Genomic DNA, 21,882 nt, shown 5'->3' with positions numbered 1-21,882 from the left:
CCGCCGGCCGCCCGCCCACGCCGGCACCATGAAAAAGGCCCGGCCCCGTCATGCGGGGTCGGGCCTTTTGACATCCGCCGCGCCTCGGTCAGTGGCGCGACTGGATCTCTTCGATGTAACCCAGCATGCCGGTGCGGATGTTGGCGGCGTTGCCCTCGTCGGTGTCGATGTGCATGGCCAGCCGGTAGGCCGGGTTCACGCGCACCACCACGTCGCCGAAGATCAGCTCCCGCTCGCCCTCGACCCGCACGCGCACGATGTATTTGTCGCGTACGCGGAAGCGCAGCGCGTCCTCGGGCGTCATGTGGATGTGGCGCTGGGCGCAGATCACCCCGCGCTCGATGGTGGTGCTGCCATAGGGGCCTTCGAGGGTGATGCCCGGGGTGTTGGCCAGGTCGCCGGATTCGCGGATCGGCGGCTGGATGCCGACCTTGAACTGCTCGGTCATGGCGATCTCGACCTGGGTCTCCTTGCGGGTCGGGCCGAGCACGCGGACGTTGGCGATGCGCCCCTTCGGGCCGACCAGGTGCACCTTCTCGGCGCAGGCGAACTGGCCCGGCTGGGACAGCTCGTGCTCGGGGGTCAGCTGGTAGCCGGGGCCGAACAGCTTCTCCACGTCGCCCTGGGAGAGGTGCACGTGGTGGGCGGAGATCTCGATGGGGATCGGGGCCTCGGCCTGGTCTTCGCGCACCGCCATGATCAGGGCGTTGCGCTCGAGGGCGCGCAGGGTTTCCCAGGCCACCAGGCGTTCGTCGTCGTTGGCGATCACGAGGATGATCACCGGCGAGTCGTCGGCCGAGATGATGGCCCAGTCGCCCATCTTGCCGAGGTTGCGGTTCTTCTCCTCGTCGAGCTTGATGCCCATGTAGCCGAGGCCCTGGCAGGCCAGGCTGCGCACGGTGGCGCTGGTCTCGCCGATGTCGCCGGTGAAGGCCAGCACGTCGATGCCGCCCATCGCCGCCACGTAGGCGCCGATGTTCTTGCGCACCTGGTAGCAGAAGGCCTTGTGGGCCAGCAGGGCGCGGTGGTGGCCTTCGCTGGCGGCGGTCTCGATGTCGTGGATGTCGCTGGAGATGCCCGAGATGCCCTTCAGGCCGCTCTCGCTGTTGATGAGCCGGGACAGCTCCTCGGGGCTCATCCCGTGGTGTTCCATCAGGTGGATCATCACCGCCGGGTCGATGCTGCCGGAGCGGCTGGGCATGATCAGGCCGTCGGTGGGCGTCATGCCCATCGTGGTGTCGACGGAGCGGCCGTGGTCGATGGCGCACAGGGAGGCGCCGATGCCCAGGTGGCAGGAGACGATCTCGAGCTCGCCGAGCGGCCGCTTGAGCACCTCGGCGGCCTTCAGGGAGACGTAGCGGTGGGAGCTGCCGTGGAAGCCGTAGCGGCGGATGCCTTCGTTCTTGTACAGCTCGTAGGGCAGGCCGTAGAGGTAGGCGTAGGGCGGCAGGGTCTGGTGGAAGGCGGTGTCGAAGACCGCCACGTGGGGCACGCCGGGCAGGCGCTGCATGGCGATCCGGATGCCGTCGAGGTTGACCGGGTTGTGCAGCGGGGCGAACACCGCCAGGGCTTCGATCTCGCTGATCACCTGCGGGGTGATCACCACCGAGCTGGTGAACTTGCTGCCGCCATGCACGACCCGGTGGCCCACCGCGGTGACCTCTTCGGGGTGGAAGGCGAAGGCGCTGCCGAGGAGCTGGGTGGCTTCCTGCATCACCTTGAACAGCTCGGACAGCGGGAAGGCGTCGCGCACCAGCTTGCGGGTCTGGGGGCCCACGCTCACCGTGATGTGGGCGGCGGCGGCATCGGAGGTGTCGATGATGCCGTGCACGTCGGAGCCCAGGTCGCGGGTGTCGTAGATGCCGAAATGGATCTGGCTGAGGCCCACGTTGAGGGCCAGCACCTTGCCCGGGGTGTCGCTGTGCAGCGACAGGGCGTAGGGGTCGTCCGCCTTGGCCGGGCCGCCGGTCTGGGCGTTGAGCACGTCGGTGGCGAGGTGGCGCATGCGGTCGAGGAGCAGGCGCGACAGATAGGTGACCGCCTTCGGGTTGGTCAGCACGTGGGTGCTGAACACCTCGTAGGGCATCAGCAGCACGAGGCAGCGGGTGCCGGCGATCACGTCGGCGGTGAGGCGCTCGCCGGTCAGCGTGGACATCACGCCGAACACGTCGCCCTTGTCGAGCTGGCTGATCACGATGCGGCTGCCGGTCTTGTCGGTCACCGAGATCTCGGCGTGGCCGCTCACCAGGACGCCCATGTATTTGCTCTCGTCGCCGGTCTCGAGGATCGCCTCGTTGCCTTCAAAGGTCGTCAGCTGCGACTGGGCGACGATCAGATCGACCTTGTCGGCAGAGAAGTTCTCGAAGAGGCGAACTTCTTCGAGGAAGAATTTTTTCAGGTCAACTTCACTCATGGTCTGACTCGTGTAGTAGCGGGGTAGCCCGTTGTTGAAGCCTAGCACCTTGCTGCGTTGCATCAAAGTGTGGATTGCCCTTGATCACGGCAACTGGCGGCGTGGCTGGAGGGCGCCGCTTGTGCACTGCGTGACCGATGTCGCAGGCGGCGACGGCCACTGGAATTGACAGCCGAAGGTAGCGGATGTTTCTTACGGGACGATAAATATCAAATAAGATATTTACTCTCATAAAGTATCGTATAAAATATCTCTCGGAGACGGGGCGCCCATAAAAGAGCGGTGCGGCGCAAGCGCCGCCGGCGGCGTCCGCGCAGGGTGCTTACACACATAAAAGGGGGCTGCTTTGGACGCAGGAATCATCTTGATACTCGGTCAGGACGGGGTGACCAGCGGGGCGATCTATGCCCTGCTGGCGCTGGCCCTGGTGCTGATCTTCTCGGTCACGCGGGTGATCTTCATTCCCCAGGGCGAGTTCGTCGCCTTCGGGGCGCTCACGCTGGCGATGCTGCAGGCCGGCAAGGTGCCGGCCACGGTGTGGCTGCTGGTGGCGATGGGGGCCATCGTGGCCGCCATCGACGGCCTGGCGCGGCTGCGCGACCGCGACACCGACGGCCTCGCCAGCCTGCTCGGCTGGAACCTGGCCTATCCGCTGGCGCTGGCGGCGCTGCTGCACGCGGTCGAGCCGGGCGGCCTGCCGATGGCGCTGCAGATTCTGCTGACCCTGGCGATCCTGGTGCCGCTGGGGCCGATGATCTACCGCATCGCCTACCAGCCGATCGCCGAGACCAGCGTGCTGATCCTGCTGATCGCCTCGGTGGCGGTGCATCTGATCCTCACCGGTCTGGGGCTGGTGTTCTTCGGTGCCGAGGGCGCGCGCACGGCGCCGTTCTCGGAGGGCAGCCTGAGCATCGGCGAGGTGTCGATCAACCTGCAGACCCTGTGGGTGGTGGGCTGCTCGCTGGCCTTCATCATCGGGCTGGCGGCCTTCTTCACGCGCAGCCTGTATGGCAAGGCGCTGCGGGCCACCGCGGTGAACCCCTCCGGCGCCAAGCTGATGGGCATCTCGCCGGTGGTCGCCGGCAAGCTCACCTTCCTGCTGGCGGCGCTGCTCGGGGTGTTTTCCGGCGTGCTGATCGGCCCGATCACCACCATCTACTACGACACGGGCTTCCTGATCGGCCTGAAGGGCTTCGTTGCCGCGATCATCGGCGGGCTGGCCAGCTATCCGCTGGCGGCCGCCGGTGCGGTGCTGGTGGGGCTGCTGGAGTCGTTCTCGTCGTTCTGGGCCAGCGCCTTCAAGGAGGTGCTGGTGTTCACCCTGATCATCCCGGTGCTCCTGTGGCGCTCCTTCAACAGTCATCACGTGGAGGACGAAGAATGAAACGCATCATCCAGTTGTTCGCGCTGGTGGTCGTGCTGGCCGCGGTGCCGGCGCTGCTGCCGCCCTATTACGTGACCCTGCTCAACTACATCGGGATCTCGGCGCTGGTCGCCGTGGGCCTGGTGCTGCTCACCGGCGTGGGCGGGCTCACGTCCTTCGGTCAGGCCGCCTTTGTCGGCGTCGGGGCCTACACCACCGCGGTGCTTACCACCTCGGCGAGTCTGCCGGGCTGGATCGCCTGGGCCGGCGCATCGCCGTGGCTGGCGCTGCTGGCGGGCCTGGTGATCACCGGCCTGATTGCGCTCCTGCTCGGTTCGCTGACCCTCAAGCTGTCGGGCCATTACCTGCCGCTGGGCACCATCGCCTGGGGCATCAGCCTGTATTTCCTGTTCGGCACGCTGGATTTCCTGGGGGCCCAGAGCGGCATCTCGGGCCTGCCGCCGATCAGCATCGGTAGCTGGCGCCTCGACGAGGGCGGCGAGATCTACTACCTGATCTGGGCCTTCGTGCTGGCGGCGGTGATCACCACCCACAACCTGCTGGACTCCCGCGAGGGGCGAGCGATCCGGGCGCTGAAGGGGGGCGTGGTGATGGCCGAGGCGATGGGCGTGGACACCTCCCGCTCGCGCATCGTGATCTTCATCATCGCCGCGCTGCACGCCTGCGCCGCCGGCTGGCTGTACGCCCACATGCAGCGGCTGGTGAACCCGTCGCCCTTCGGGCTGCACCACGGCATCGAATACCTCTTCATGGCGGTGGTCGGTGGCGCCGGCCACGTGTGGGGGGCGGTGGTCGGCGCGGGGCTGGTGACCCTGCTCAACCAGTGGCTGCAGGACTGGCTGCCGCGGCTGTTCGGCCATGCCGGCAATTTCGAGATCATCGTCTTCGGGCTGCTCCTGCTGCTCATCCTGCACCGCGCCCGCGAGGGCATGTGGCCGGCGCTGCTGCAACTGTTCCGGGTGAAGGCTGCGCCCAAGGTGGTCGTCGAGGGCGCCGCCGCGCTGCCCCGGCGTACGCTGCCGGCACGCGGCGAGGTGATCCTCGAGGTGAAGGACGTCACCCGCCGTTTCGGCGGCCTGGTGGCCAACAAGGACATGAACTTCAGCATGAAGGCCGGCGAGATCCTGGCCCTGATCGGCCCCAACGGCGCCGGCAAGAGCACCATGTTCAACCAGATCTCCGGCGTCGATACGCCCACCGCCGGCGAGATCGTGTTTGCCGGCCAGGTGGTGACCGGCCGTGACTCCCGCGAGATCGCCCGCCTGGGCATGAGCCGCAGCTTCCAGCACGTGCGCCTGCTGCCGAAGATGAGCGTGCTCGAGAACGTGGCCATCGGCACCCACCTGCGCGGCAGCGGCGGCGTGTTTCCGTCGGCCTGGCGCCTGGAGCGCAAGGAGGAGGAGCGCCTGCTCGCCGAGGCGGCGCGGCAGATCCGCCGGGTCGGGCTGGAGGCCCATATGCACGACGAGGCTGGCTCGCTGGCCCTCGGGCAGCAGCGCATCATCGAGATCGCCCGCGCTCTGGCCGCCGATCCGTCGCTGCTGCTCCTCGACGAGCCGGCCGCCGGCCTGCGCTTCAAGGAGAAGGAGGCCCTCGCCGAGCTGCTCAGGAAGCTCAAGGCCGAGGGGGTGGCGATCCTGCTGGTCGAGCACGACATGGACTTCGTGATGGGCCTGGTGGATCGCATCGTGGTGATGGAATTCGGACAAAAGATCGCCGAAGGGCTGCCGGAGGAAATCCAGCAGGACGAGCGGGTGCTGGCGGCCTATCTGGGAGGTGTGGAATGAGCGCGTTGCTGAAGGTGCAGGACCTGCGGGTGAACTACGGCAAGGTCGAGGCCATCCACAACATCAGCCTCGAGGTGGGCGCCGGGCAGATCGTCACGGTGATCGGCCCCAACGGCGCCGGCAAGACGACCAGCCTGGCGGCGATCATGGGGCTGCTGCCGTCCAGTGGCCACATCGACTTCGACGGCCACGTGCAGCGCGCGGCCAACGTGGAGAAGCGGGTCATCCAGGGCCTCGCGCTGGTGCCCGAGAAGCGCGACCTGTTTGGCGAGATGAGTGTCGAGGACAACCTGCTGCTGGGCGCCTTCCAGCGCTTCCGCAAGGGCCACCGCGACCACGCGCAGACGATGGAAGAGGTCTTCGCGCTGTTCCCGCGCCTCGCCGAGCGGCGCAGCCAGGCGGCGGCCACCATGTCGGGCGGCGAGCGCCAGATGCTCGCCATCGGCCGCGCCCTGATGGGCAAGCCCAAGCTGCTGATGCTCGACGAGCCCAGCCTGGGCCTCGCCCCGCTGATCGTGCGCGAGATCTTCCGCATCATCGCCGGGCTGCGCGAGCGGGGGGTATCGATCCTGCTGGTCGAGCAGAACGCCCGCGCCGCGCTGCAGGTGGCCGACTACGCCTATGTGCTGGAGATGGGCGCGGTGGCCATGCAGGGCCCGGCGCGGGAGCTCGCCGACGACCCGCGGGTGGTCGAAGCCTACCTGGGCCTCGGCAGCAAGCACCAGGCGATGTTGTCCACCTGAAATGCTGATTGTGCTCACGCGGCTTGCCCCCGATCAAGCCGCGCCGGTGCCCCGCATTGGGATCTGGCCCGCGGGGCGCTAAAATGCCGCACTTTCCAGACATGACGGGCGGCAGCGTGACAGCGGCGCAGGACGAGCAACAACACGAAGCAGCGGCGGCGGGCCTCGACGAGGAGTCGGCCCGCCTGCTGGCCACGCTGGCGAGCAACATCCGCCTTTTCCGCAGCCAGCGCGGCATGACGCGCAAGAACCTGGCCGAGCAGTCGGGCGTCTCGCTACCGCACCTGGCGCGCCTCGAGAGCTCCCAGGGCAACGTGTCGGTGGTGGTGCTCGGCAAGGTCGCGCGGGCCCTCAACCAGCCCCTCGCCAAGCTGTTCTCCGAGAGCGAGCAGCTCTCCGGCGATCTGGCGCTGATCGTCGAATTCCTGCGCCAGCAGCCGGCCAACCGGCTCACCGAGATCCGCGAGAAGCTGTTCTCCGAGTTCCAGCCGGCGGCCCCGGCCCGGGACAAGCGCATCGCGCTGATCGGCCTGCGCGGCGCTGGCAAGAGCACCGTCGGCAGGGCCCTGGCGGCCCGCCTCGGGCGCCCCTTCATCGAGCTCAACGAGCAGATCGAGCGCGAAGCCGGCCTCAGCGTGCAGGAGATCATCACCCTCTACGGCCAGGCCGGCTACCGCAGGCTCGAGAAGCGCTGCCTTGAGGAGCTGGCCGTCTCCCAGCCCGAGGTGGTGCTCGCCACCGGCGGCGGCATCGTCGTCGAGCCGCAGACCTACCAGCTGCTGCTGGGCGCCTTCTACACCGTGTGGCTGCGCGCCGACCCGGAGGTGCACTTCCGCCGCGTGATGGAACAGCACGACGCTCGCATCGCCACCCCCAGCCACTACCGCGAGGCGATGGAGAACATCCGCAACACCCTCGCCGCCCGCGAACACCTCGGCCGCATGGCCGCCCTCATCATCGACACCACCCCGCTGACGGTGGATGAGGTGGTGGAGAAGATCGTGGAGGGCACGGGAGGCCGTCAGGGCAGCGGGGCGTGATCCGGCGATGGGGCCGCGAAGTGTCCGGGAGGTGTCTGATCTCGCGCCGCAGGCGGCGAGCCTGAATCTCCGGCCCGATGCCTGGCCTCGATGCTTCCGTATGGCACGTGCCGCCGCGCGGCCCGCTAAGGGGCAAGCACCGATGGCCAGGCGCCGGCGGGTTCAGGTTTTTGGTGAACCGGTTAGGCTCGGACTTGAACTATTTCAAGTTCGAGGTGAGCCAGGTTCATCTCGGACATGGACTTCTTCAGCCCGGACATGAACCTTTTCAGCCTGGAGATGGACTTGCCGGGCCGGCACTTGAACAGGTTCACCTCAGACCTGAACTTGTTCAGCTCGGACATGAACTTTTTCAGCGCGGACATGAACTTGCCGGGCTCGGGCCTGAACCGGTTTCGCGCGCACTTGAACTGGCCGGGGTCTGATGGAAGCCGGCTCATCAAGCCGGGCCGCTCCGCACCGCAAAGGTGTTGCGCCGTGCAGGCTGTGCCCCCATGGCGTCACCGGGCGCGTCCTGCTGGCGTTTTCAGCCTGAAAACAGCCTCCTGTCCCACACTACGCGCTCGGCCTCTGATAGCGTGATGCGTGTGGCCTGGGGATGGGCGGGGTTCACCAGTGCGTTCCATTCCAGTCTGGCCACCACCGAGGGCACGAGCAGGATGGCGCTGCGGAGTTCGCTGAGCCATTGGTCGCCGAAGCGCCGTGCCGCGGCGGTGCTTTCGGCATCCCAGCCGGCAGGCAGAGAGGAGGCGTTGCGCTGCTCGACCGGGACGACCGTGGGCACGTCCGCAATCACGTAGCGGTGGGTTGTCGGAACCCGCCCGATGTTGGCGTGGGCCAGGATTTCGAGCATCGCGCCGCCGTAGCTCAGCGATGCGTAGATGAGCGGCCGCCCGGGGCTGTTCCAGCGGCCGCCGACGAGGGCCGCACCGGAGCCGTCCCACAGCGGGTGCCGTTCGTCGCCGATCCGGTACAGCCGCATCAGGCGGCGATTCCGTGAAAGAGGCGCCACAGCAGTTCTTCGACGCGGCGGGCGCCAAGCTCGGTGAGGGAGACTTCCAGGGGGCTGCGCCCCTGGAGCATCGCGTGAGGCGTCGTCAGGAATGCCCGCGCGTCCTCGTCGGAGTTCCAGACATAAGCAGCCGTGGCGAAGATGCGGGCCAGGCGCTCGGCCCGCTCCGACTCATCTGCGGAAAGCTTCTCCCGCCGCCGCTTGTAGGTCGCCTCGGGAACGATGCGATACAGCAGTTGCCGGCGAGCTTCTGCGCTCACGCAGATATGGTCGATGCTGGCTTTGAGGGCGCCTTTTGGCAGCCCCTTCGAGACCATCTCGTCGAGTTCGGCGAAGGAGTGGGGGACGGGCGCCAGGGCCATTACCGCAGCGATCTTTTCTGGACTTACAAGCACCATGGTGGGGGTTCTTTGGGTGTCGTTTGATCCTTTATTCTAGTTCAGTCGATACTTAAATACAAACCGCATGGCCGGGTCGAGGGGGCCGCCGCCTGTGCCGTGTGGGGCTCGCGGGCGGCGGTCCGCCTCAGAACGCCTCGTCCTCCAGCTCAAGCACCAGCCCGTTGTCCGCCTGCACCGTCACCAGCAGCCCGGCGCTGCGGGGCAGGAGGTGGTCGGCGTAGAACCTGGCCGAGGCGAGCTTGTGGCGGTAGAAGGGATCGCTGCTGCCGCCGGCGATGGCCTGGCTGGCGAGGTGGGCGGCCTTGCCCATCAGCCAGCCGCCGACCACGGTGGCGAGCAGCTTGAGGTAGGGCTCGGCCACCAGCAGGCCGGCGGCGGGTTGCTGGCCCATCTTATCGAGCAGCGCGGTGGTGGCGGCCTGCAGGTGGTCGAGGCTTTCGCCCAGGTGGGCGGCGATGGCCTGGAGCTGCGGGTTGCAGGCGCCAGCGAGCCGGGCGCGGTCGGCGCGCATCTCCTCCACCAGCGCGGCGAGCACCTGGCCGCCGTCGCGGGCGATCTTGCGGCCGGCGAGGTCGGCGGCCTGGATGGCGGTGGTGCCCTCGTAGATCGGGGTGATGCGGGCGTCGCGCATGTATTGCGCGATGCCGGTCTCCTCGACAAAGCCCATGCCGCCGAAGATCTGGATCGCCATCGAGGTGAGCTCGACGGCGCTCTCGGTGCTCCAGCCCTTGAGCACCGGGGTCAGCAGCTCGACGCGGCGGTGGGCGGCGTCGCGGGCGGCGGCGTCCTCCGACTGGTGGGCGACGTCCTGCAGCGCGGCGATGGTGTAGGCCAGGGCGCGGATCGCCTCGGTGTGGCTGCGCTGGGTCATCAGCAGGCGGCGCACGTCCGGGTGGCGGACGATGGCGACGCGCTCGCCGCTCTTCTGGCCCACTTCGGTCCCCTGCACGCGGTCCCTGGCGTAGGCCGAGGCGAGCTGCCAGGCGCGCTGGGCGACGCCCAGGCCCTCGGTGCCCACCGACAGGCGCGCCGAATTCATCATCACGAACATGATCTCCAGCCCGCGGCCGAGCTCGCCGATCAGGTAGCCAGTGGAGCCGCCGTGGTCGCCATGGACCAGGGTGGTGGTCGGGCTGCCGTGCACGCCGAGCTTGTGCTCGATGGAGGTGCAATACACGTCGTTGTGTTCGCCCGGGTTGCCGTCGGCGTCGAGGAGATACTTGGGCACCAGGAACAGCGACAGGCCCTTGACCCCGGCCGGCGCGTCGGGCGTGCGGGCCAGCACCAGGTGCACGATGTTGGCGGCCATGTCGTGGTCGCCGTAGGTGATGAAGATCTTCTGGCCGCTGAGGCGGTAGCTGCCGTCGGCCTGGGGCAGGGCGCGGCAGGCGATGGCGGCCAGGTCGGAGCCGGCCTGGGGCTCGGTGATGTTCATCGTGCCGGTCCATTCGCCCGATACCAGCCGGGGCAGCCAGGTGGCCTTCATCTCGTCCGAGCCGGCGATCAGCAGCGCCTCGATGGCGCCGTGGGTGAGGGTGATGACGTGGGAGAAGGACAGGTTGGCCGACTTCCACATCTCGCTCACCGCCACCGCCAGCAGGCGCGGCAGGCCCTGGCCGCCGTGGTCGGGCGGGCAGGGGAGGGCCATCCAGCCGCCCTCGGCGAACTGCCGGTAGGCGTCGGCGAAGCCGGCGGCGGTGCGGACTTCGCCCTTGCCGTCGGCGCCGGCCAGCCAGCGCGCACCGTTCCGGTCGCCCACCGGGTTGAGGGGCGACAGCACGTCGCCGGCGAAGCGGGCGGCCTCTTCGAGCACCGCGTCGATCAGCGCGGCGTCGCAGTCGGCGTAGGCCGGCAGGGCGCAGACGGGGCCGCTCCCGACCAGCTCGTGAATGACGAAGCGCATGTCGCGCAGCGGGGCTTGGTAGTGGGACATTGTCTCCTCCTTCGTATCAAATAAGAGTTCTTGCGTTGTGAGATTATTGTAAAGTATATTTTAAACGTGGCAATAAATCTCATATCTGATACAAGCTCCGGGCCGTAAAGCCGGGACCACATTCCACCGGAGGAGACAAAATGAACAAGCTGAACAAGCAACGCGTGCTTTCCACCCTGGTTCTGCTGGCCGTGACGGGCGCGGCCCGGGCCGACATCAACGTTGGTGTGTCCGTGTCGGCGACCGGCCCGGCGGCGTCCCTGGGCATCCCCGAAAAGAACACCTTCGCGATCCTGCCGACCAGCATCGGCGGCGAGAAGATCAACTACATCGTGCTCGACGACGCCACCGACCCCGGCCAGGCCACCAAGAACGCCCGCAAGCTCGTCACCGAAGACAAGGTGGATGTGCTGGTCGGCTCGTCGAGCACCCCGGCCTGCGCGGCGATCGCCGAGGTGGCCAACGAGACCCAGACGCCCCAGGTGGCGATGTGCCCGGTGGACCTGCCGGCCGCCAAGAACACCTGGGTCTTCCGTGCGCCCCAGCACAACTCGCTGATGGCCAAGGCCCTGGTCGGTCACATGAAGGAAACCGGCGTGAAGACGCTGGGTTTCATCGGCTTCTCCGACCCCTATGGCGAAGACTGGCTGAAGCAGATCACCGCCGCCGCCGAGGCGGCCGGCATCAAGCTGATCGCCGTCGAGCGCTACAACCGCACCGACACCTCGGTGAGCGGCCAGGTGCTGAAGCTGGTGGCAGCCAAGCCCGACGCGGTGATGATCGCCGGCTCCGGCACCCCGGCGGCGCTGCCCCACACCACGCTCGCCGAGCGCGGCTACAAGGGCCAGATCTACCAGACCCACGCGGCGGCCAATAAAGAGTTCCTGAAGGTCGGCGGCAAGGCCGTCGAGGGCGGCATCCTGCCGATCGGGCCGGTGGCGGTGGCGGCCCAACTGCCCGATTCGCACCCCTCCAAGAAGCCGGCGCTGGAATACATCAAGCTCTACGAGGCCAAGTACGGCCCGGGCAGCGTGTCGTCCTTCGGCGCCTATGCCTTCGACGCCTACAAGCTGATCGAGAAGGCCGTGCCCGCCGCCCTCAAGGCCGGCAAGCCGGGCACCCCGGCCTTCCGCAAGGGCCTGCGCGACGCCATCGAGGCCGAGCGCGAGGTGGCCGGCGCCCACGGGGTCTTCAACATGAGCGCCAGCGACCACTTCGGCCTCGACGAGCGCGCCCGCGTGCTGGTGCGCGTGCAGGGCGGCGACTGGAAAGTGCTGTCCGGCAAGTGAGGGAGGCCGCCATGACTGCGATCATTCGCGACCCTCTGCAGCTCTTCGCGCCGGCCACCGTGCAGGTGGACCACCGGCCCGACGGCAGCCGCGTGATGCGCTCGCCGATGGCCCTCGGCGCGGTGCCGGCCAAGCTCGGCCAGCACCTTGAGCGCTGGGCCACCGCCGCGCCGGAGCGCACCTTTCTGGCCGAGCGGGGCGCCGGCGGCGAGTGGGTGAAGCTCACCTACGCTGACGCCCTGGCCCGCGTCCGCGCGGTGGCCACCTGGCTGCTCGGGCAGCGGCTGTCGGCCGAGCGGCCGGTGGTGGTGCTGTCCGACAACAGCATCGAGCACGCCATCCTGATGCTGGCGGCGATGCACATCGGCGTGCCGGTGTCGGCGATCTCCCAGGCCTACTCGCTGGTGTCGAAGGACTTCGCCAAGCTCAAGGGCAACATCAGCCACATCACCCCGGGGGTGATCTTCGTCGAGCACCACGCCCGTTTCGCGCCGGCGCTGGCGGCCATCGCGCCGCTGCACGATGGGGTGGTGGTCACCGGCAGCGCGGGCGGCCCGGCCGAGGGCTGCGTGCCCTTCGGCGAGCTGCTTGCCCGCACCGACGGCGCCGCGGTGGACGCCGCCTACGCCCGGGTGAATGGCGACACCATCGCCAAGTTCCTGTTCACCTCCGGCTCGGTGGGGGCGCCGAAGGCGGTGATCAACACCCAGCGCATGATGTGCTCCAACCAGCAGGCCAAGGCGCAGATCTGGCCTTTCCTCGAGCGCACCCCGCCGGTCGTCGTGGATTGGCTGCCGTGGAGCCACACCTTCGGCAGCAACCACAACTTCAACATGGTGCTGCGCAACGGCGGCACGATGTATCTGGACGCCGGCAAGCCGGTGCCGGGCGCCCCCTTCGAGACCAGCCTGAAGAACATCAAGGACGTCTCGCCGACGGTGTATCTCAACGTGCCGCGGGGCTTCGACATGCTGGTCTCGGCGCTGCACGAGGACGAAGCCCTGCGCCAGGCCTTCTTCAGGAACCTGCAGGTGATCTTCTACGCCGCCGCGGCGCTGCCCCAGCACCTTTACGAAGAGCTGGGCCGCCTGTCGGTGGAGACCATCGGCGTGCGGGTGCCGCTGGTGTCCGGCTGGGGTTCCACCGAGACCGCGCCGCTGTGCACCGACAGCCACTTCGCCCCCGACCGCTCCGGCGTGATCGGCATCCCCATCCCCGGCACCGAGCTCAAGCTGGTGCCGTCGGCCGACAAGCTGGAGGTGCGCGTCCGCGGCCCCAACGTGATGCCCGGCTACTGGAAGCTGCCCGAGCTGTCGGAGGCGGCCTTCGACGAGGAGGGCTTCTACAAGATCGGCGACGCGGTGGAGTTCCTCGACCGGCTGCAGCCCCAGAAGGGCCTGCTCTTCGACGGCCGGGTGGGCGAGGACTTCAAGCTCGTCACCGGCACCTGGGTGCATGTGGGCAGCCTGCGCATGAAGGGCCTCGACGCCCTGGTGCCGGTGGCTCAGGACATCGTCGTCACCGGCCACGACCGGGACGAGATCGGCTTTTTGATCTTTCCCAACATCCCCGAGCTGCGAAAGCTGTCGTCCAACCTGCCGCCGGACGCTTCGGTCGAGGAGCTGCTTCACCAGCCCTCGGTGCGGGCGATGGTGGCCCGCGGCCTGGCCCGGCTGAAGAAGGAGGGCGGCGGTTCGTCCGGCTACGCGGCGCGGGCGATGCTGCTGATCGAGCCGCCGTCCATCGACGCCGGCGAGATCACCGACAAGGGCTACATCAACCAGCGCCTGGTGCTCACCCGCCGCGCCGACCTGGTGCTGCGCCTGCATGCCGACCAGCCGGAACACGACGTGATCGTGCCCGCCGGGGCGGCCTGAGAAACACGCGGGGCAGGGAGAACAGCACTGCCGCCCCGCCAACACAGAGGAAAAAATGAACTACGAGAACATCCTGCTCAGCATCGAAGACGGCATCGCCCACCTCCGGCTCAACCGCCCGGCCAAGCGCAACGCGGTGAACAACGGCCTGCTCAAGGACATCGAGGCGGGCCTCGACGGCCTCGGCGCCGACGCCACGGTGGTGGTGATCTCGGGCGAGGGCGCCCATTTTTCGGCGGGACTGGACCTCTCCGAGCATCAGGTCCGCACCCCCTTCGAGGTGCTGCAGCATTCCCAGTGGTGGCACCGGGTATTCCACAAGGTGCAGTTCGGCGGCCGGCCGGTGGTGGCGGCGCTCCACGGCGCGGTGGTCGGCGGCGGGCTGGAGCTCGCCACCAGCACCCACGTGCGGGTCGCCGGGCGCAGCACCTTCTACCAACTGCCCGAGGGCCAGCGCGGCATCTTCGTGGGCGGCGGCGCCTCGGTGCGCGTCTCCAAGATCATCGGCCCCGACCGCATGACCGAGATGATGCTCACCGGCCGCCGCTACGACGCCGAGGACGGTTACCGCCTGGGCCTCTCCCACTACCTGGTGGACGACGCCGAGGTGCTGCCCGAGGCCTTCCGCCTGGCGCGCCAGATCGCCAGCAACGCGCCGCTCTCCAACTGGGCGTCGATCAACGCCGTGGCCAACATCGGCGACATGTCGATGGCCAACGGCCTGTACACCGAGTCCATGGCCGCAGCCCTCGCCCAGAGCAGCGACGAGGCCAACAAGCGCATGCAGGACTTCCTCAACCGCAAGAAAGGCTGAGCCATGGCTTACGAAGATTTCCAACAGAACGCCCTCGTCACCCGCTACGACGACATCTACCTGGTGGCCGGCGCCCGCACCCCGTTTGCCGACTACAACGGCGTGCTGCGCGACGTGAACCCCATCGACCTGGGCATCTTCGCCGCCCGCGCGCTGTTCGAGCGCAGCGGCATCCCGGCCGCCCAGGTGCAGTCGGTGGTGGCCGGCAACATGGCCCAGGCCGGCTTCGACGCCTATTACCTGCCGCGCCACATCGGCCTGTACGCCGGCGTGCCGGCCACCGCGCCGGCGATGCTGGCCACCCGCATCTGCGGCACCGGCTTCGAGACCATCCTGCAGGCGGCCAACCAGATCGCCCTGGGCAGCGCCCAGGTGGTGCTGGCGGTGGGCACCGAATCCATGTCGCGCAACCCGGTGGCGGCCTACACCCACCGGGCCGGCTTCCGCATGGGGCAGGTCGAGTTCAAGGACTTCCTGTGGGAAGCCTTCACCGACCCGGCCACCCGCCAGGGCATGGGCAACACCGCCGAGAACGTCGCGGTGCGTTACGGCCTGACCCGCGAGGAGGTGGACGCCTACGCCGCCCAGACCTTCGCCCGCGCCAACGCGGCCTGGGATGCCGGCTACTTCAACGACGAGGTGGCGCCGGTGACGAACGCCGAGTTCGCCCTCGAGGGCTACCAGAGCCGCTTCCTCAAGCTGGCCGACCGGCAGACCGTGTTTGCCCGCGACGAGCACGTCAAGCCCACCAGCCTCGAGACGCTGCAGAAGCTCAAGCCCGCCTTCAAGGGCGTGCAGACCGGCGGCAACAGCTCGGCCATCGTCGATGGCGCAGCGGCGGTTCTGGTGGCCTCGGGCGACTTTGTGCGGGCCAATGGTCTGAAGCCCCTGGCGCGCATCTTGGCCGGTGCTTCGGCCGGGGTGCCGCCGGAGATCATGGGCATGGGCCCGGCGCCGGCGATCCGCGCGGTGCTGGCCAGGGTCGGCCTCAGCCTGGCCGACGTCGGCCGGGTGGAGATCAACGAGGCCTTCAGCGCCCAATACCTGGGCTGCGAGCGCGAGCTCGGCCTCGACCGCGAGCGCGCCAACACCCGCGGCGGCGCAGTCGCCATCGGCCACCCGCTGGGGGCCTCGGGCATGCGCCTGACCCACACGGTGTCGCGCCAGCTGCACCTGGACGACCAGCAGTTCGGCGTCGCCTCGGCCTGCGTCGGCGGCGGCCAGGGCATGGCGATCCTGGTGGAGCGGGCCTGAGGCCCGCCGCGATCGACGCATGAGGCGAAGCCGGGCCGAAGCCCGGCCAGCACACAACGGAGGAGACAGCAGATGCAGATTCAGGATTCGGTATTCATCGTCACCGGCGGCGCCTCGGGCCTCGGTGAGGCCACCGTGCGGGCGTTCCACGGAGCCGGCGCGAAGGTCGTGATCGCCGACGTGGGCGTGGAAAAGGGGGAGGCGCTGGCCGCCGCGCTGGGCGAAGGCGCGGCCTTCTGCAAGACCGACATCACCAGCGAGGCCGAGGCCCAGGCGGCGGTGGACCTGGCCGTCAGCCGCTTCGGCGGGCTGCACGGGCTGATCAACTGCGCCGGCGTCGGGCCGGCCTGGAAGCTGCTCGGCAAGGATGGCCCCCATTCGCTGGAGGCTTTCGCGCGCACCGTCAACATCAATCTGGTGGGTGCCTTCAACATGATCCGCCTCGCCGCCGCGGCGATGGCCAAGGGCGAGCCCAACGCCGAGGGCGAGCGCGGGGTGATCATCAACACCGCCTCGATCGCCGCCTTCGAGGGTCAGGTCGGCCAGGCCGCCTACGCGGCTTCCAAGGCCGGCGTGGTCGGCATGGCGCTGCCCATCGCCCGCGAGCTGGCCCGCTACGGCATCCGCGTGAACACCATCGCGCCGGGGCTCTTCCTGACGCCGATGATGGAGGCGCTGCCCCAGGACGTGCAGGACTCACTGGGCAAGGCGACGCCCTTCCCGCCGCGGCTGGGCCGGCCGGCCGAGTTTGCGGCGATGGCTCGCTCCATCGTCGAGAACGTGATGGTGAACGCCGAACTCATCCGCCTCGACGGCGCCGTCCGGCTGGCCGGCAAGTAAGGGCGAGGGGACGCGACATGGCGAGAATCATCGCAGCCGGCGACGTCGGCCATCTGGTCAAGAACGGTGCCACCGTGTACTGCACGGGCATGGGCCTGGCGGGCTTCGCCGAGGAGGCGGTCAAGGCAATCCGCGAGTCCTTCAACGCCACTGGCCACCCGCGCGACCTGACGCTCTACCACGCCACCGGCGTGGGCAACGGCAAGGACCGGGGCGTGCACCACTTTGCCGCCGAGGGCCTGCTGAAGCGCATCGTGGGCGGGCATTTTGGCGTCGGCGGGCCGGAGCTGATGCGCCTCATCATGGACAACAAGGTCGAGGCCTACAACCTGCCCCAGGGCGTGCTGGTGCAGATCCCCAAGCAGGTGGCGGGGCGGCGGCCAGGCTTTTTGACCAAGGTGGGGCTGGAGACCTTCGTCGATCCGCGCATCGAGGGGGCCAAGGTGAATGCGGCGGCCACCGAAGACCTGGTCGAGGTGGTGCACCTGGACGGCGAGGAGTGGCTGTACTTCCGCAATCCCAAGGTTGACGTGGCGCTGCTGCGCGGCTCCTACGCCGACGAGAACGGCAACGTGTCGATGGCCCGCGAGGGCGTGCTGCTGGAGTCGCTGTCGATCGCGCAGGCGGCGCGGACCAGCGGCGGCATCGTGATCGTGCAGGTGGAGCACATCGTCAAGAACGGCACCCTGCACCCGAAGGACGTGAAGATCCCGGGCATCCTGGTGGACTACCTCGTGATCGGCAAGCCCGAGAACCACCTGCAGACCATGAACACCTACTTCAACCCGGTGTACGCCGGCGACATCAAGGTGCCGACCCGGGCGATGGCGCCGCTGCCGCTGGACGAGCGCAAGATCATCGCGCGGCGGGCGGCGATGGAGCTGAAGTCGGGGGCGGTGGTGAACCTCGGCATCGGCATGCCGGAGGGGGTGGCCTCGGTGGCCGCGGAAGAGAAGATCGAGCACATGATGGCGCTGACGCTGGAGACCGGCCCCATCGGTGGCGTGCCGGCGGCGGGCTTCGACTTCGGCCACGCGTCGAATGCCGAGGCGGTGGTGGAGCAGCCGGCCCAGTTCGACTTCTACGACGGCGGCGGCATCGACGTGGCCTTCCTCGGCCTGGCCCAGACCGACCGGCACGGCAACGTGAACGTCAGCAAGTTCAGCGGCCGGCCGGTGGGCTGTGGCGGCTTCATCAACATCACCCAGAACGCCAAGAAGGTGGTCTTCTGCGGCACCTTCACCGCCGGCGGGCTGCAGATCGCCGTCGAGGCGGGGCGGCTGAAGATCGTCAGCGAGGGCAAGAGCCGCAAGTTCCTCGACCACGTGGAGCAGATCACCTTCAGCGGCCATTACGCGGCCGGCACCGGGCAGACGGTGCTGTATGTCACCGAGCGGGCGGTGTTCCGGCTCACCCCGGAGGGTGTCGAGCTGCTGGAGGTGGCGCCGGGCATCGACATCGAGCGGGACATCGTGGCCCACATGGACTTCCCGCCCATCATGCGCGACGTGCAGCTGATGGACGCCGGGCTGTTCGAGGCCGACTGGGGCCGGCTGGCCGAGCGGGTGGGCGGCCGCTGAGCCGCGGGCCTGCGCATTCCGGCGCCCCCTTGCCGACCGTGATTGCGGGCGGCGAGGTGGGCGCCGCCATTTTTCCGGGAGAGAGGACGTGCCCCGCACCCACATCCACCGCTACCGGGTCGCCTTCGTCGATTGCGACCCGGCGCAGATCGTGCATTTTTCCAACTACTTCCGCTGGTTCGACACCGCCAGCCGGGAGTTCTTCAGCGCCTGCGGCGTGCCGAGCTGGCGCGACACCGAGCGGGACTGCGGCATCATCGGCACGCCGCTGGTGGATGCCCAGGCCAGCTTCCGCAACCCGGCCACCTACGGCGAAGACCTGGACATCGAGAGCTGGGTCGAGACGTGGAACTCCAAAAGCTTCGTGATGCGCCACGTCGCCCGCCGCGGCGACACGGTGATCGCCGAAGGGCGCGAGGTGCGTGTGTTTGCCGTGCGTGACGCCGGCGACCCGACGCGCATCCGCGCGGTGCCCATTCCCGCGGGCTGGCGGGCGCTGTGCGAGTAGCCGGCCGGCGGGCGGCTTGACCGCAGTCAAAGCGATGCGGCGGGCGCGGCGTATGCTGCGGCGGATCTTCCGACTTGCTGCCTTGTCGCCATGGCCAAGAAGTTCCCCCTCCACCCGGCTCACCCCGAGCGCATCTGCTGGGGCTGCGACAAGTATTGCCCGGCGGATTCCCTCGCCTGCGGCAACGGTTCCGGGCGCACCCAGCACCCGGCCGAGATGCTCGGGGACGACTGGTACACCTACGGCGACTGGGGCTTCGAGCCCGATATCGTGCCGTCGCCGGGCTGCGATTCGCAGGCGGAGACGCAAGACAAGGCGTGAAACGGCGGGCGCCCTCCATGCCGGAGGACTCCCGCCCGGGTAGCGCATTCAGGCCTGGCGACGGCGCATCGCGCCCAGGCCAAGCAGGCCGATGCCGATCAGGGCGAAGCTGGCCGGTTCCGGCACGGCTTTCGAGAAACGCTGCTCGAAGCCGAAGACGCCGGCACTGTCGGTGTTGTCGACGGCCCACACGAGGATGTTCTTCGTCACCCAGATCTCGTTCTGCGCGGGAAACACGGCCGAGTCGCTGAGCTTGCGCGTATCGACCTGGCCGTTACCCGCGTCGAGGGTGCTGAACTCGATGTTCTTGGTGCCCAGGTCGCTACCCCCCTGGGCCGTGCCGATGCTTTCGTGGATGTAGCTGCCGACGTCAAAACTGCCATCGACCAGGACACCCCAGTAAGCAGCGCCTCCGGCATAGGCCAGCGAGTTGTCGCCGATCCGGCTGAGCGGGTCGAGGGTCGAGACACGGAAACCGAACATCAGGTCGATGAAGCCATAGATGCCATCCCCCGTCACCGTCAGCTCGCCATTCGACACGCTGAAGTTAAGGCCCGGGCCGGGTTTGTCACCGCCATCGGTGAGCGCCGTCACGTCAATGTTGTCCGCATTGAAGCTGCGGGTTGCGTCGGAAGTGCTGTAGCTCGTCAGGAACCAGCTGTCGAAGAGCCGGTCGTTGGCGACGATGCTGCCACCGCCGAGAAGCGTGGAAAGTGGCACGGCTTGCGCGCCGGCCGCGGTCAGGGAGAGCAGCAAGGCTCCCGCGATGCGTGAAATCTTCATGATGAGAACTCCATGGGCGGTGACTCGAAAAGGTGGTGGCCGGGCCCGGTGCTTCCACCGGGCCTCATCCATTCGCGCTTACTGGATTGCACAATTGGCCCGCGTGCACCGCGGGATGCAGGTCTTGACGTCGAGGGGGTCGATGCGCCCGTCGCCGTTCGCGTCGCGCGGATCGTTTGCCGTTGGTGTCTGGCCGCGGGCCTTGCTGATCAGCGCCAGGTCGGCCTGGTCGATGTCGCCATCCTGGTCGGCGTCGCACTTGCCCACGTTCGGGGTGGCCAGCGTGAGGTCGTACAGCACGGGCGACGGACTGCCGGTGGTGGTGGCAAAGTTGGCCTGGGCTTCGATGTAGCGTCCGGTCAGCGCGATCGGGCCGCCCTTGGTCACATTGGTCCAGGCCTTCAGCGGCAGGTCCGCCGGGGTGTCGGCGGTGCGCACCCTCACGCTGAGGGATGCGCCGGCCGGGACGGAGTCGTTCCACCACACCGGCGCCCAGGGGCTGCCTGCCGTACCGCTGTCGAAGGTTACGGTCCAGCTGCCGCTCGGGCTGGTTTGCCCGATCACGGTCGAGCCGGAGGCATCGCTGTAGGTGTAGGGCTGGTTTCCGACCGAGACCATGCCCAGCGGCGCGCCGTCGGTGCCGCGGTATTTCATGACGCGCGCGCCGGTACGGCTGATCTGCCACAGGTTGTTGTCCTGGTCGGGGATCACGCCGCGGGTTTCACCGGAAAACTGGGTGGGGGCGGTCCAGACGACGGTGCCGTCGGGCTTGTACTTGACCAGCCCGCCGCTGCCATAGGGCCCGGTCACCACATCCCCGGCGCCATCCACGACGATGCCGGACGTGCTGTAGCGGCTGCTGGGCGGCGTCGGGTTGGTGAAGGTGTTGGTGGCCGAATTGAACTTGGCGAAGGTCAGATTGTTGTAAGGCGTGGCCAGGTAGACCATCGTCACGCCCAGTTCGGAGCCGAGGGCGATGCCATAGTTGGAGTAGCCCGGGTAAAACGACGATATGGTCCACGGGCCGGTGTTGCTCTGGGTGTTGGTGATCTTGCCCATCGGCGAGTTGAGACCTGCCGACCACAGGGTTCCCTGGCCGTCGATGAGGCAGCCGTAGGGTGTCCAGGCACCGGCGCTCGGCATGCCCGGCGTCGGTGTCGTGCTGATCGGCCCGGCCAGGATGGCCCCGTCCGTGGCCCTGACCTTGTAATAGGCCTGGCTGTTGAAGAGGCCGACCCACAGGTTGCCGTCGGTGCCGATGCACAGGCCCCGGCCCAGCCCGCCGGCGGGACCGACGCGAACCGCCCAGGCGATGCGCTCGTCCGCCAGTTCGTTGGGGTCGAGCACGCCGTTGCTGTTGCTGTCGGCGAGGGGGATGATTTCGGCGGTGTCGATCGTCCCGTTGTCGTTGGCGTCGAGGGATGTGTCGATCACGCCGTTGCCGTTGCGGTCGATCCCGCCCGAGGCAAGGATCTTGAGCAGCACGGCCGGCCGGCCTTCAAAGTGGCGGTTGAGCACATAGGCATTGCCGTCCTTGTCCACCGCGGTCCGCGATGGCGCCGGGCCGGACCAGGGGTCGCCGAGGTGGTTGTAGTAGCCCGGCTGGCCGCTCGGGCCGAACCAGGTGCGGTAGCGGGCGACTTCCTTGTTGTTCTTGGTGTCGATCTTGCTGACGGTGTCTTCCCCCCCGTTGGCAACCCACAGGAAGGGGAAGGTGGAGGTCACGACGTTGAGCTGCAGTTGATCAGGCGAGAGGTGATTGACGTTGAGTGACGTGCCCTGATCGAAGTCGGCGTTCAGCGTGTAGGTCTTGCCTGCGGCCTGCAACTGCATGGCACAGGTGGCCACCGCAACAAAAAAACCGACCTTGCTGAGTCTGAGTATCTGCTTGCGGGTCATGATG

At 68.3% G+C, this 21,882-nt stretch carries 19 protein-coding genes; 13 read left to right on the top strand and 6 right to left on the bottom strand.

Annotated elements, in window-relative coordinates; all coding sequences use genetic code 11:
- Positions 1 to 88: 88 nt before the first annotated feature.
- Positions 89 to 2,413: an acetate/propionate family kinase gene (locus ACE3OU_RS12320; protein WP_374241851.1), complete on the bottom strand. Its 2,325-nt coding sequence runs from the start codon at positions 2,411 to 2,413 to the stop codon at positions 89 to 91.
- 346 nt (positions 2,414 to 2,759) lie between these two features.
- Between ACE3OU_RS12320 and ACE3OU_RS12315 the strand changes: the two genes are divergently transcribed.
- The 5 genes from ACE3OU_RS12315 (at position 2,760) to ACE3OU_RS12295 (ending at position 7,792) form a co-directional block, all read left to right on the top strand.
- Positions 2,760 to 3,797 carry a branched-chain amino acid ABC transporter permease gene (locus ACE3OU_RS12315; protein WP_374241850.1) on the top strand — a complete coding sequence of 346 codons (1,038 nt, stop codon included), beginning with the start codon at positions 2,760 to 2,762 and terminating at the stop codon, positions 3,795 to 3,797.
- A complete protein-coding gene (locus tag ACE3OU_RS12310; RefSeq protein ID WP_374241849.1) occupies positions 3,794 to 5,584 on the top strand; it encodes an ATP-binding cassette domain-containing protein in 1,791 nt (596 codons plus the stop codon). The genes ACE3OU_RS12315 and ACE3OU_RS12310 overlap by 4 nt, the downstream gene beginning before the upstream one ends.
- Positions 5,581 to 6,327 (top strand): ABC transporter ATP-binding protein, encoded by a 747-nt coding sequence (locus ACE3OU_RS12305; RefSeq protein WP_374241848.1) that lies wholly within the window; start codon positions 5,581 to 5,583, stop codon positions 6,325 to 6,327. Before ACE3OU_RS12310 ends, ACE3OU_RS12305 begins: the two co-directional genes overlap by 4 nt.
- An 83-nt stretch (positions 6,328 to 6,410) precedes the next feature.
- Positions 6,411 to 7,367, top strand: coding sequence for a helix-turn-helix transcriptional regulator (locus ACE3OU_RS12300; RefSeq protein WP_374241847.1), 957 nt, complete (start codon positions 6,411 to 6,413; stop codon positions 7,365 to 7,367).
- Between the two features lie 194 nt (positions 7,368 to 7,561).
- Positions 7,562 to 7,792 carry a hypothetical protein gene (locus ACE3OU_RS12295; protein WP_374241846.1) on the top strand — a complete coding sequence of 77 codons (231 nt, stop codon included), beginning with the start codon at positions 7,562 to 7,564 and terminating at the stop codon, positions 7,790 to 7,792.
- Between the two features lie 101 nt (positions 7,793 to 7,893).
- Here the strand turns inward: ACE3OU_RS12295 and ACE3OU_RS12290 are convergent, their stop codons facing one another.
- From ACE3OU_RS12290 to ACE3OU_RS12280, 3 genes are all read right to left on the bottom strand, one after another.
- Positions 7,894 to 8,349 (bottom strand): RES family NAD+ phosphorylase, encoded by a 456-nt coding sequence (locus tag ACE3OU_RS12290; protein ID WP_374241845.1) that lies wholly within the window; start codon positions 8,347 to 8,349, stop codon positions 7,894 to 7,896.
- On the bottom strand, positions 8,349 to 8,741 hold the full coding sequence (locus tag ACE3OU_RS12285) for an antitoxin Xre/MbcA/ParS toxin-binding domain-containing protein (protein ID WP_374241844.1): 393 nt from the start codon (positions 8,739 to 8,741) through the stop codon (positions 8,349 to 8,351). Before ACE3OU_RS12285 ends, ACE3OU_RS12290 begins: the two co-directional genes overlap by 1 nt.
- Positions 8,742 to 8,904: 163 nt before the next feature.
- Positions 8,905 to 10,713: an acyl-CoA dehydrogenase gene (locus tag ACE3OU_RS12280; protein WP_374241843.1), complete on the bottom strand. Its 1,809-nt coding sequence runs from the start codon at positions 10,711 to 10,713 to the stop codon at positions 8,905 to 8,907.
- A 140-nt stretch (positions 10,714 to 10,853) separates the two neighbouring features.
- On the opposite strand from ACE3OU_RS12280, the gene ACE3OU_RS12275 reads away from it, so the two are divergent.
- From ACE3OU_RS12275 to ACE3OU_RS12240, 8 genes are all read left to right on the top strand, one after another.
- Entirely contained in the window at positions 10,854 to 12,002 is a 1,149-nt protein-coding gene (locus tag ACE3OU_RS12275) for an ABC transporter substrate-binding protein (RefSeq protein ID WP_374241842.1), read from the top strand.
- Positions 12,003 to 12,013: 11 nt separating this feature from the next.
- A complete protein-coding gene (locus ACE3OU_RS12270) occupies positions 12,014 to 13,879 on the top strand; it encodes a feruloyl-CoA synthase (protein WP_374241841.1) in 1,866 nt (621 codons plus the stop codon).
- Positions 13,880 to 13,934: 55 nt separating this feature from the next.
- Positions 13,935 to 14,693 carry a crotonase/enoyl-CoA hydratase family protein gene (locus tag ACE3OU_RS12265; protein ID WP_374241840.1) on the top strand — a complete coding sequence of 253 codons (759 nt, stop codon included), beginning with the start codon at positions 13,935 to 13,937 and terminating at the stop codon, positions 14,691 to 14,693.
- 3 nt (positions 14,694 to 14,696) lie between these two features.
- Positions 14,697 to 15,947, top strand: coding sequence for a thiolase family protein (locus ACE3OU_RS12260; protein ID WP_374241839.1), 1,251 nt, complete (start codon positions 14,697 to 14,699; stop codon positions 15,945 to 15,947).
- 72 nt (positions 15,948 to 16,019) lie between these two features.
- A complete protein-coding gene (locus ACE3OU_RS12255; protein ID WP_374241838.1) occupies positions 16,020 to 16,787 on the top strand; it encodes an SDR family NAD(P)-dependent oxidoreductase in 768 nt (255 codons plus the stop codon).
- Positions 16,788 to 16,804: 17 nt separating this feature from the next.
- Positions 16,805 to 18,367, top strand: a complete 1,563-nt coding sequence (locus tag ACE3OU_RS12250; RefSeq protein ID WP_374241837.1) for an acyl CoA:acetate/3-ketoacid CoA transferase — start codon at positions 16,805 to 16,807, stop codon at positions 18,365 to 18,367.
- 88 nt (positions 18,368 to 18,455) lie between these two features.
- Positions 18,456 to 18,875 (top strand): acyl-CoA thioesterase, encoded by a 420-nt coding sequence (locus ACE3OU_RS12245; protein ID WP_374241836.1) that lies wholly within the window; start codon positions 18,456 to 18,458, stop codon positions 18,873 to 18,875.
- 90 nt (positions 18,876 to 18,965) lie between these two features.
- Complete coding sequence (locus ACE3OU_RS12240) at positions 18,966 to 19,196, top strand: DUF3079 domain-containing protein (RefSeq protein ID WP_374241835.1); 231 nt, start codon at positions 18,966 to 18,968, stop codon at positions 19,194 to 19,196.
- A gap of 48 nt (positions 19,197 to 19,244) precedes the next feature.
- Here the strand turns inward: ACE3OU_RS12240 and ACE3OU_RS12235 are convergent, their stop codons facing one another.
- A complete protein-coding gene (locus ACE3OU_RS12235; protein WP_374241834.1) occupies positions 19,245 to 19,979 on the bottom strand; it encodes a PEP-CTERM sorting domain-containing protein in 735 nt (244 codons plus the stop codon).
- Between the two features lie 78 nt (positions 19,980 to 20,057).
- Positions 20,058 to 21,878, bottom strand: coding sequence for a hypothetical protein (locus ACE3OU_RS12230; RefSeq protein ID WP_374241833.1), 1,821 nt, complete (start codon positions 21,876 to 21,878; stop codon positions 20,058 to 20,060).
- Positions 21,879 to 21,882: the final 4 nt, after the last annotated feature.

The sequence above is a fragment of the Zoogloea sp. genome, assembly GCF_041908905.1.
In the GTDB taxonomy this organism is placed as follows: domain Bacteria; phylum Pseudomonadota; class Gammaproteobacteria; order Burkholderiales; family Rhodocyclaceae; genus Zoogloea.
Note: the sequence above shows the minus strand (reverse complement) of the source record. Positions and strands in the feature narration are given on the sequence as shown.

Coding starts and splice junctions, on each gene's coding strand:
- ACE3OU_RS12320 (WP_374241851.1), bottom strand. CDS start 2,413: ATGAGTGAAGTTGACCTGAAAAAATTCTTCCTCGAAGAAGTTCGCCTC.
- ACE3OU_RS12310 (WP_374241849.1), top strand. CDS start 3,794: ATGAAACGCATCATCCAGTTGTTCGCGCTGGTGGTCGTGCTGGCCGCG.
- ACE3OU_RS12305 (WP_374241848.1), top strand. CDS start 5,581: ATGAGCGCGTTGCTGAAGGTGCAGGACCTGCGGGTGAACTACGGCAAG.
- ACE3OU_RS12300 (WP_374241847.1), top strand. CDS start 6,411: ATGCCGCACTTTCCAGACATGACGGGCGGCAGCGTGACAGCGGCGCAG.
- ACE3OU_RS12290 (WP_374241845.1), bottom strand. CDS start 8,349: ATGCGGCTGTACCGGATCGGCGACGAACGGCACCCGCTGTGGGACGGC.
- ACE3OU_RS12285 (WP_374241844.1), bottom strand. CDS start 8,741: ATGGCCCTGGCGCCCGTCCCCCACTCCTTCGCCGAACTCGACGAGATG.
- ACE3OU_RS12280 (WP_374241843.1), bottom strand. CDS start 10,713: ATGTCCCACTACCAAGCCCCGCTGCGCGACATGCGCTTCGTCATTCAC.
- ACE3OU_RS12275 (WP_374241842.1), top strand. CDS start 10,854: ATGAACAAGCTGAACAAGCAACGCGTGCTTTCCACCCTGGTTCTGCTG.
- ACE3OU_RS12270 (WP_374241841.1), top strand. CDS start 12,014: ATGACTGCGATCATTCGCGACCCTCTGCAGCTCTTCGCGCCGGCCACC.
- ACE3OU_RS12265 (WP_374241840.1), top strand. CDS start 13,935: ATGAACTACGAGAACATCCTGCTCAGCATCGAAGACGGCATCGCCCAC.
- ACE3OU_RS12260 (WP_374241839.1), top strand. CDS start 14,697: ATGGCTTACGAAGATTTCCAACAGAACGCCCTCGTCACCCGCTACGAC.
- ACE3OU_RS12255 (WP_374241838.1), top strand. CDS start 16,020: ATGCAGATTCAGGATTCGGTATTCATCGTCACCGGCGGCGCCTCGGGC.
- ACE3OU_RS12250 (WP_374241837.1), top strand. CDS start 16,805: ATGGCGAGAATCATCGCAGCCGGCGACGTCGGCCATCTGGTCAAGAAC.
- ACE3OU_RS12240 (WP_374241835.1), top strand. CDS start 18,966: ATGGCCAAGAAGTTCCCCCTCCACCCGGCTCACCCCGAGCGCATCTGC.
- ACE3OU_RS12235 (WP_374241834.1), bottom strand. CDS start 19,979: ATGAAGATTTCACGCATCGCGGGAGCCTTGCTGCTCTCCCTGACCGCG.
- ACE3OU_RS12230 (WP_374241833.1), bottom strand. CDS start 21,878: ATGACCCGCAAGCAGATACTCAGACTCAGCAAGGTCGGTTTTTTTGTT.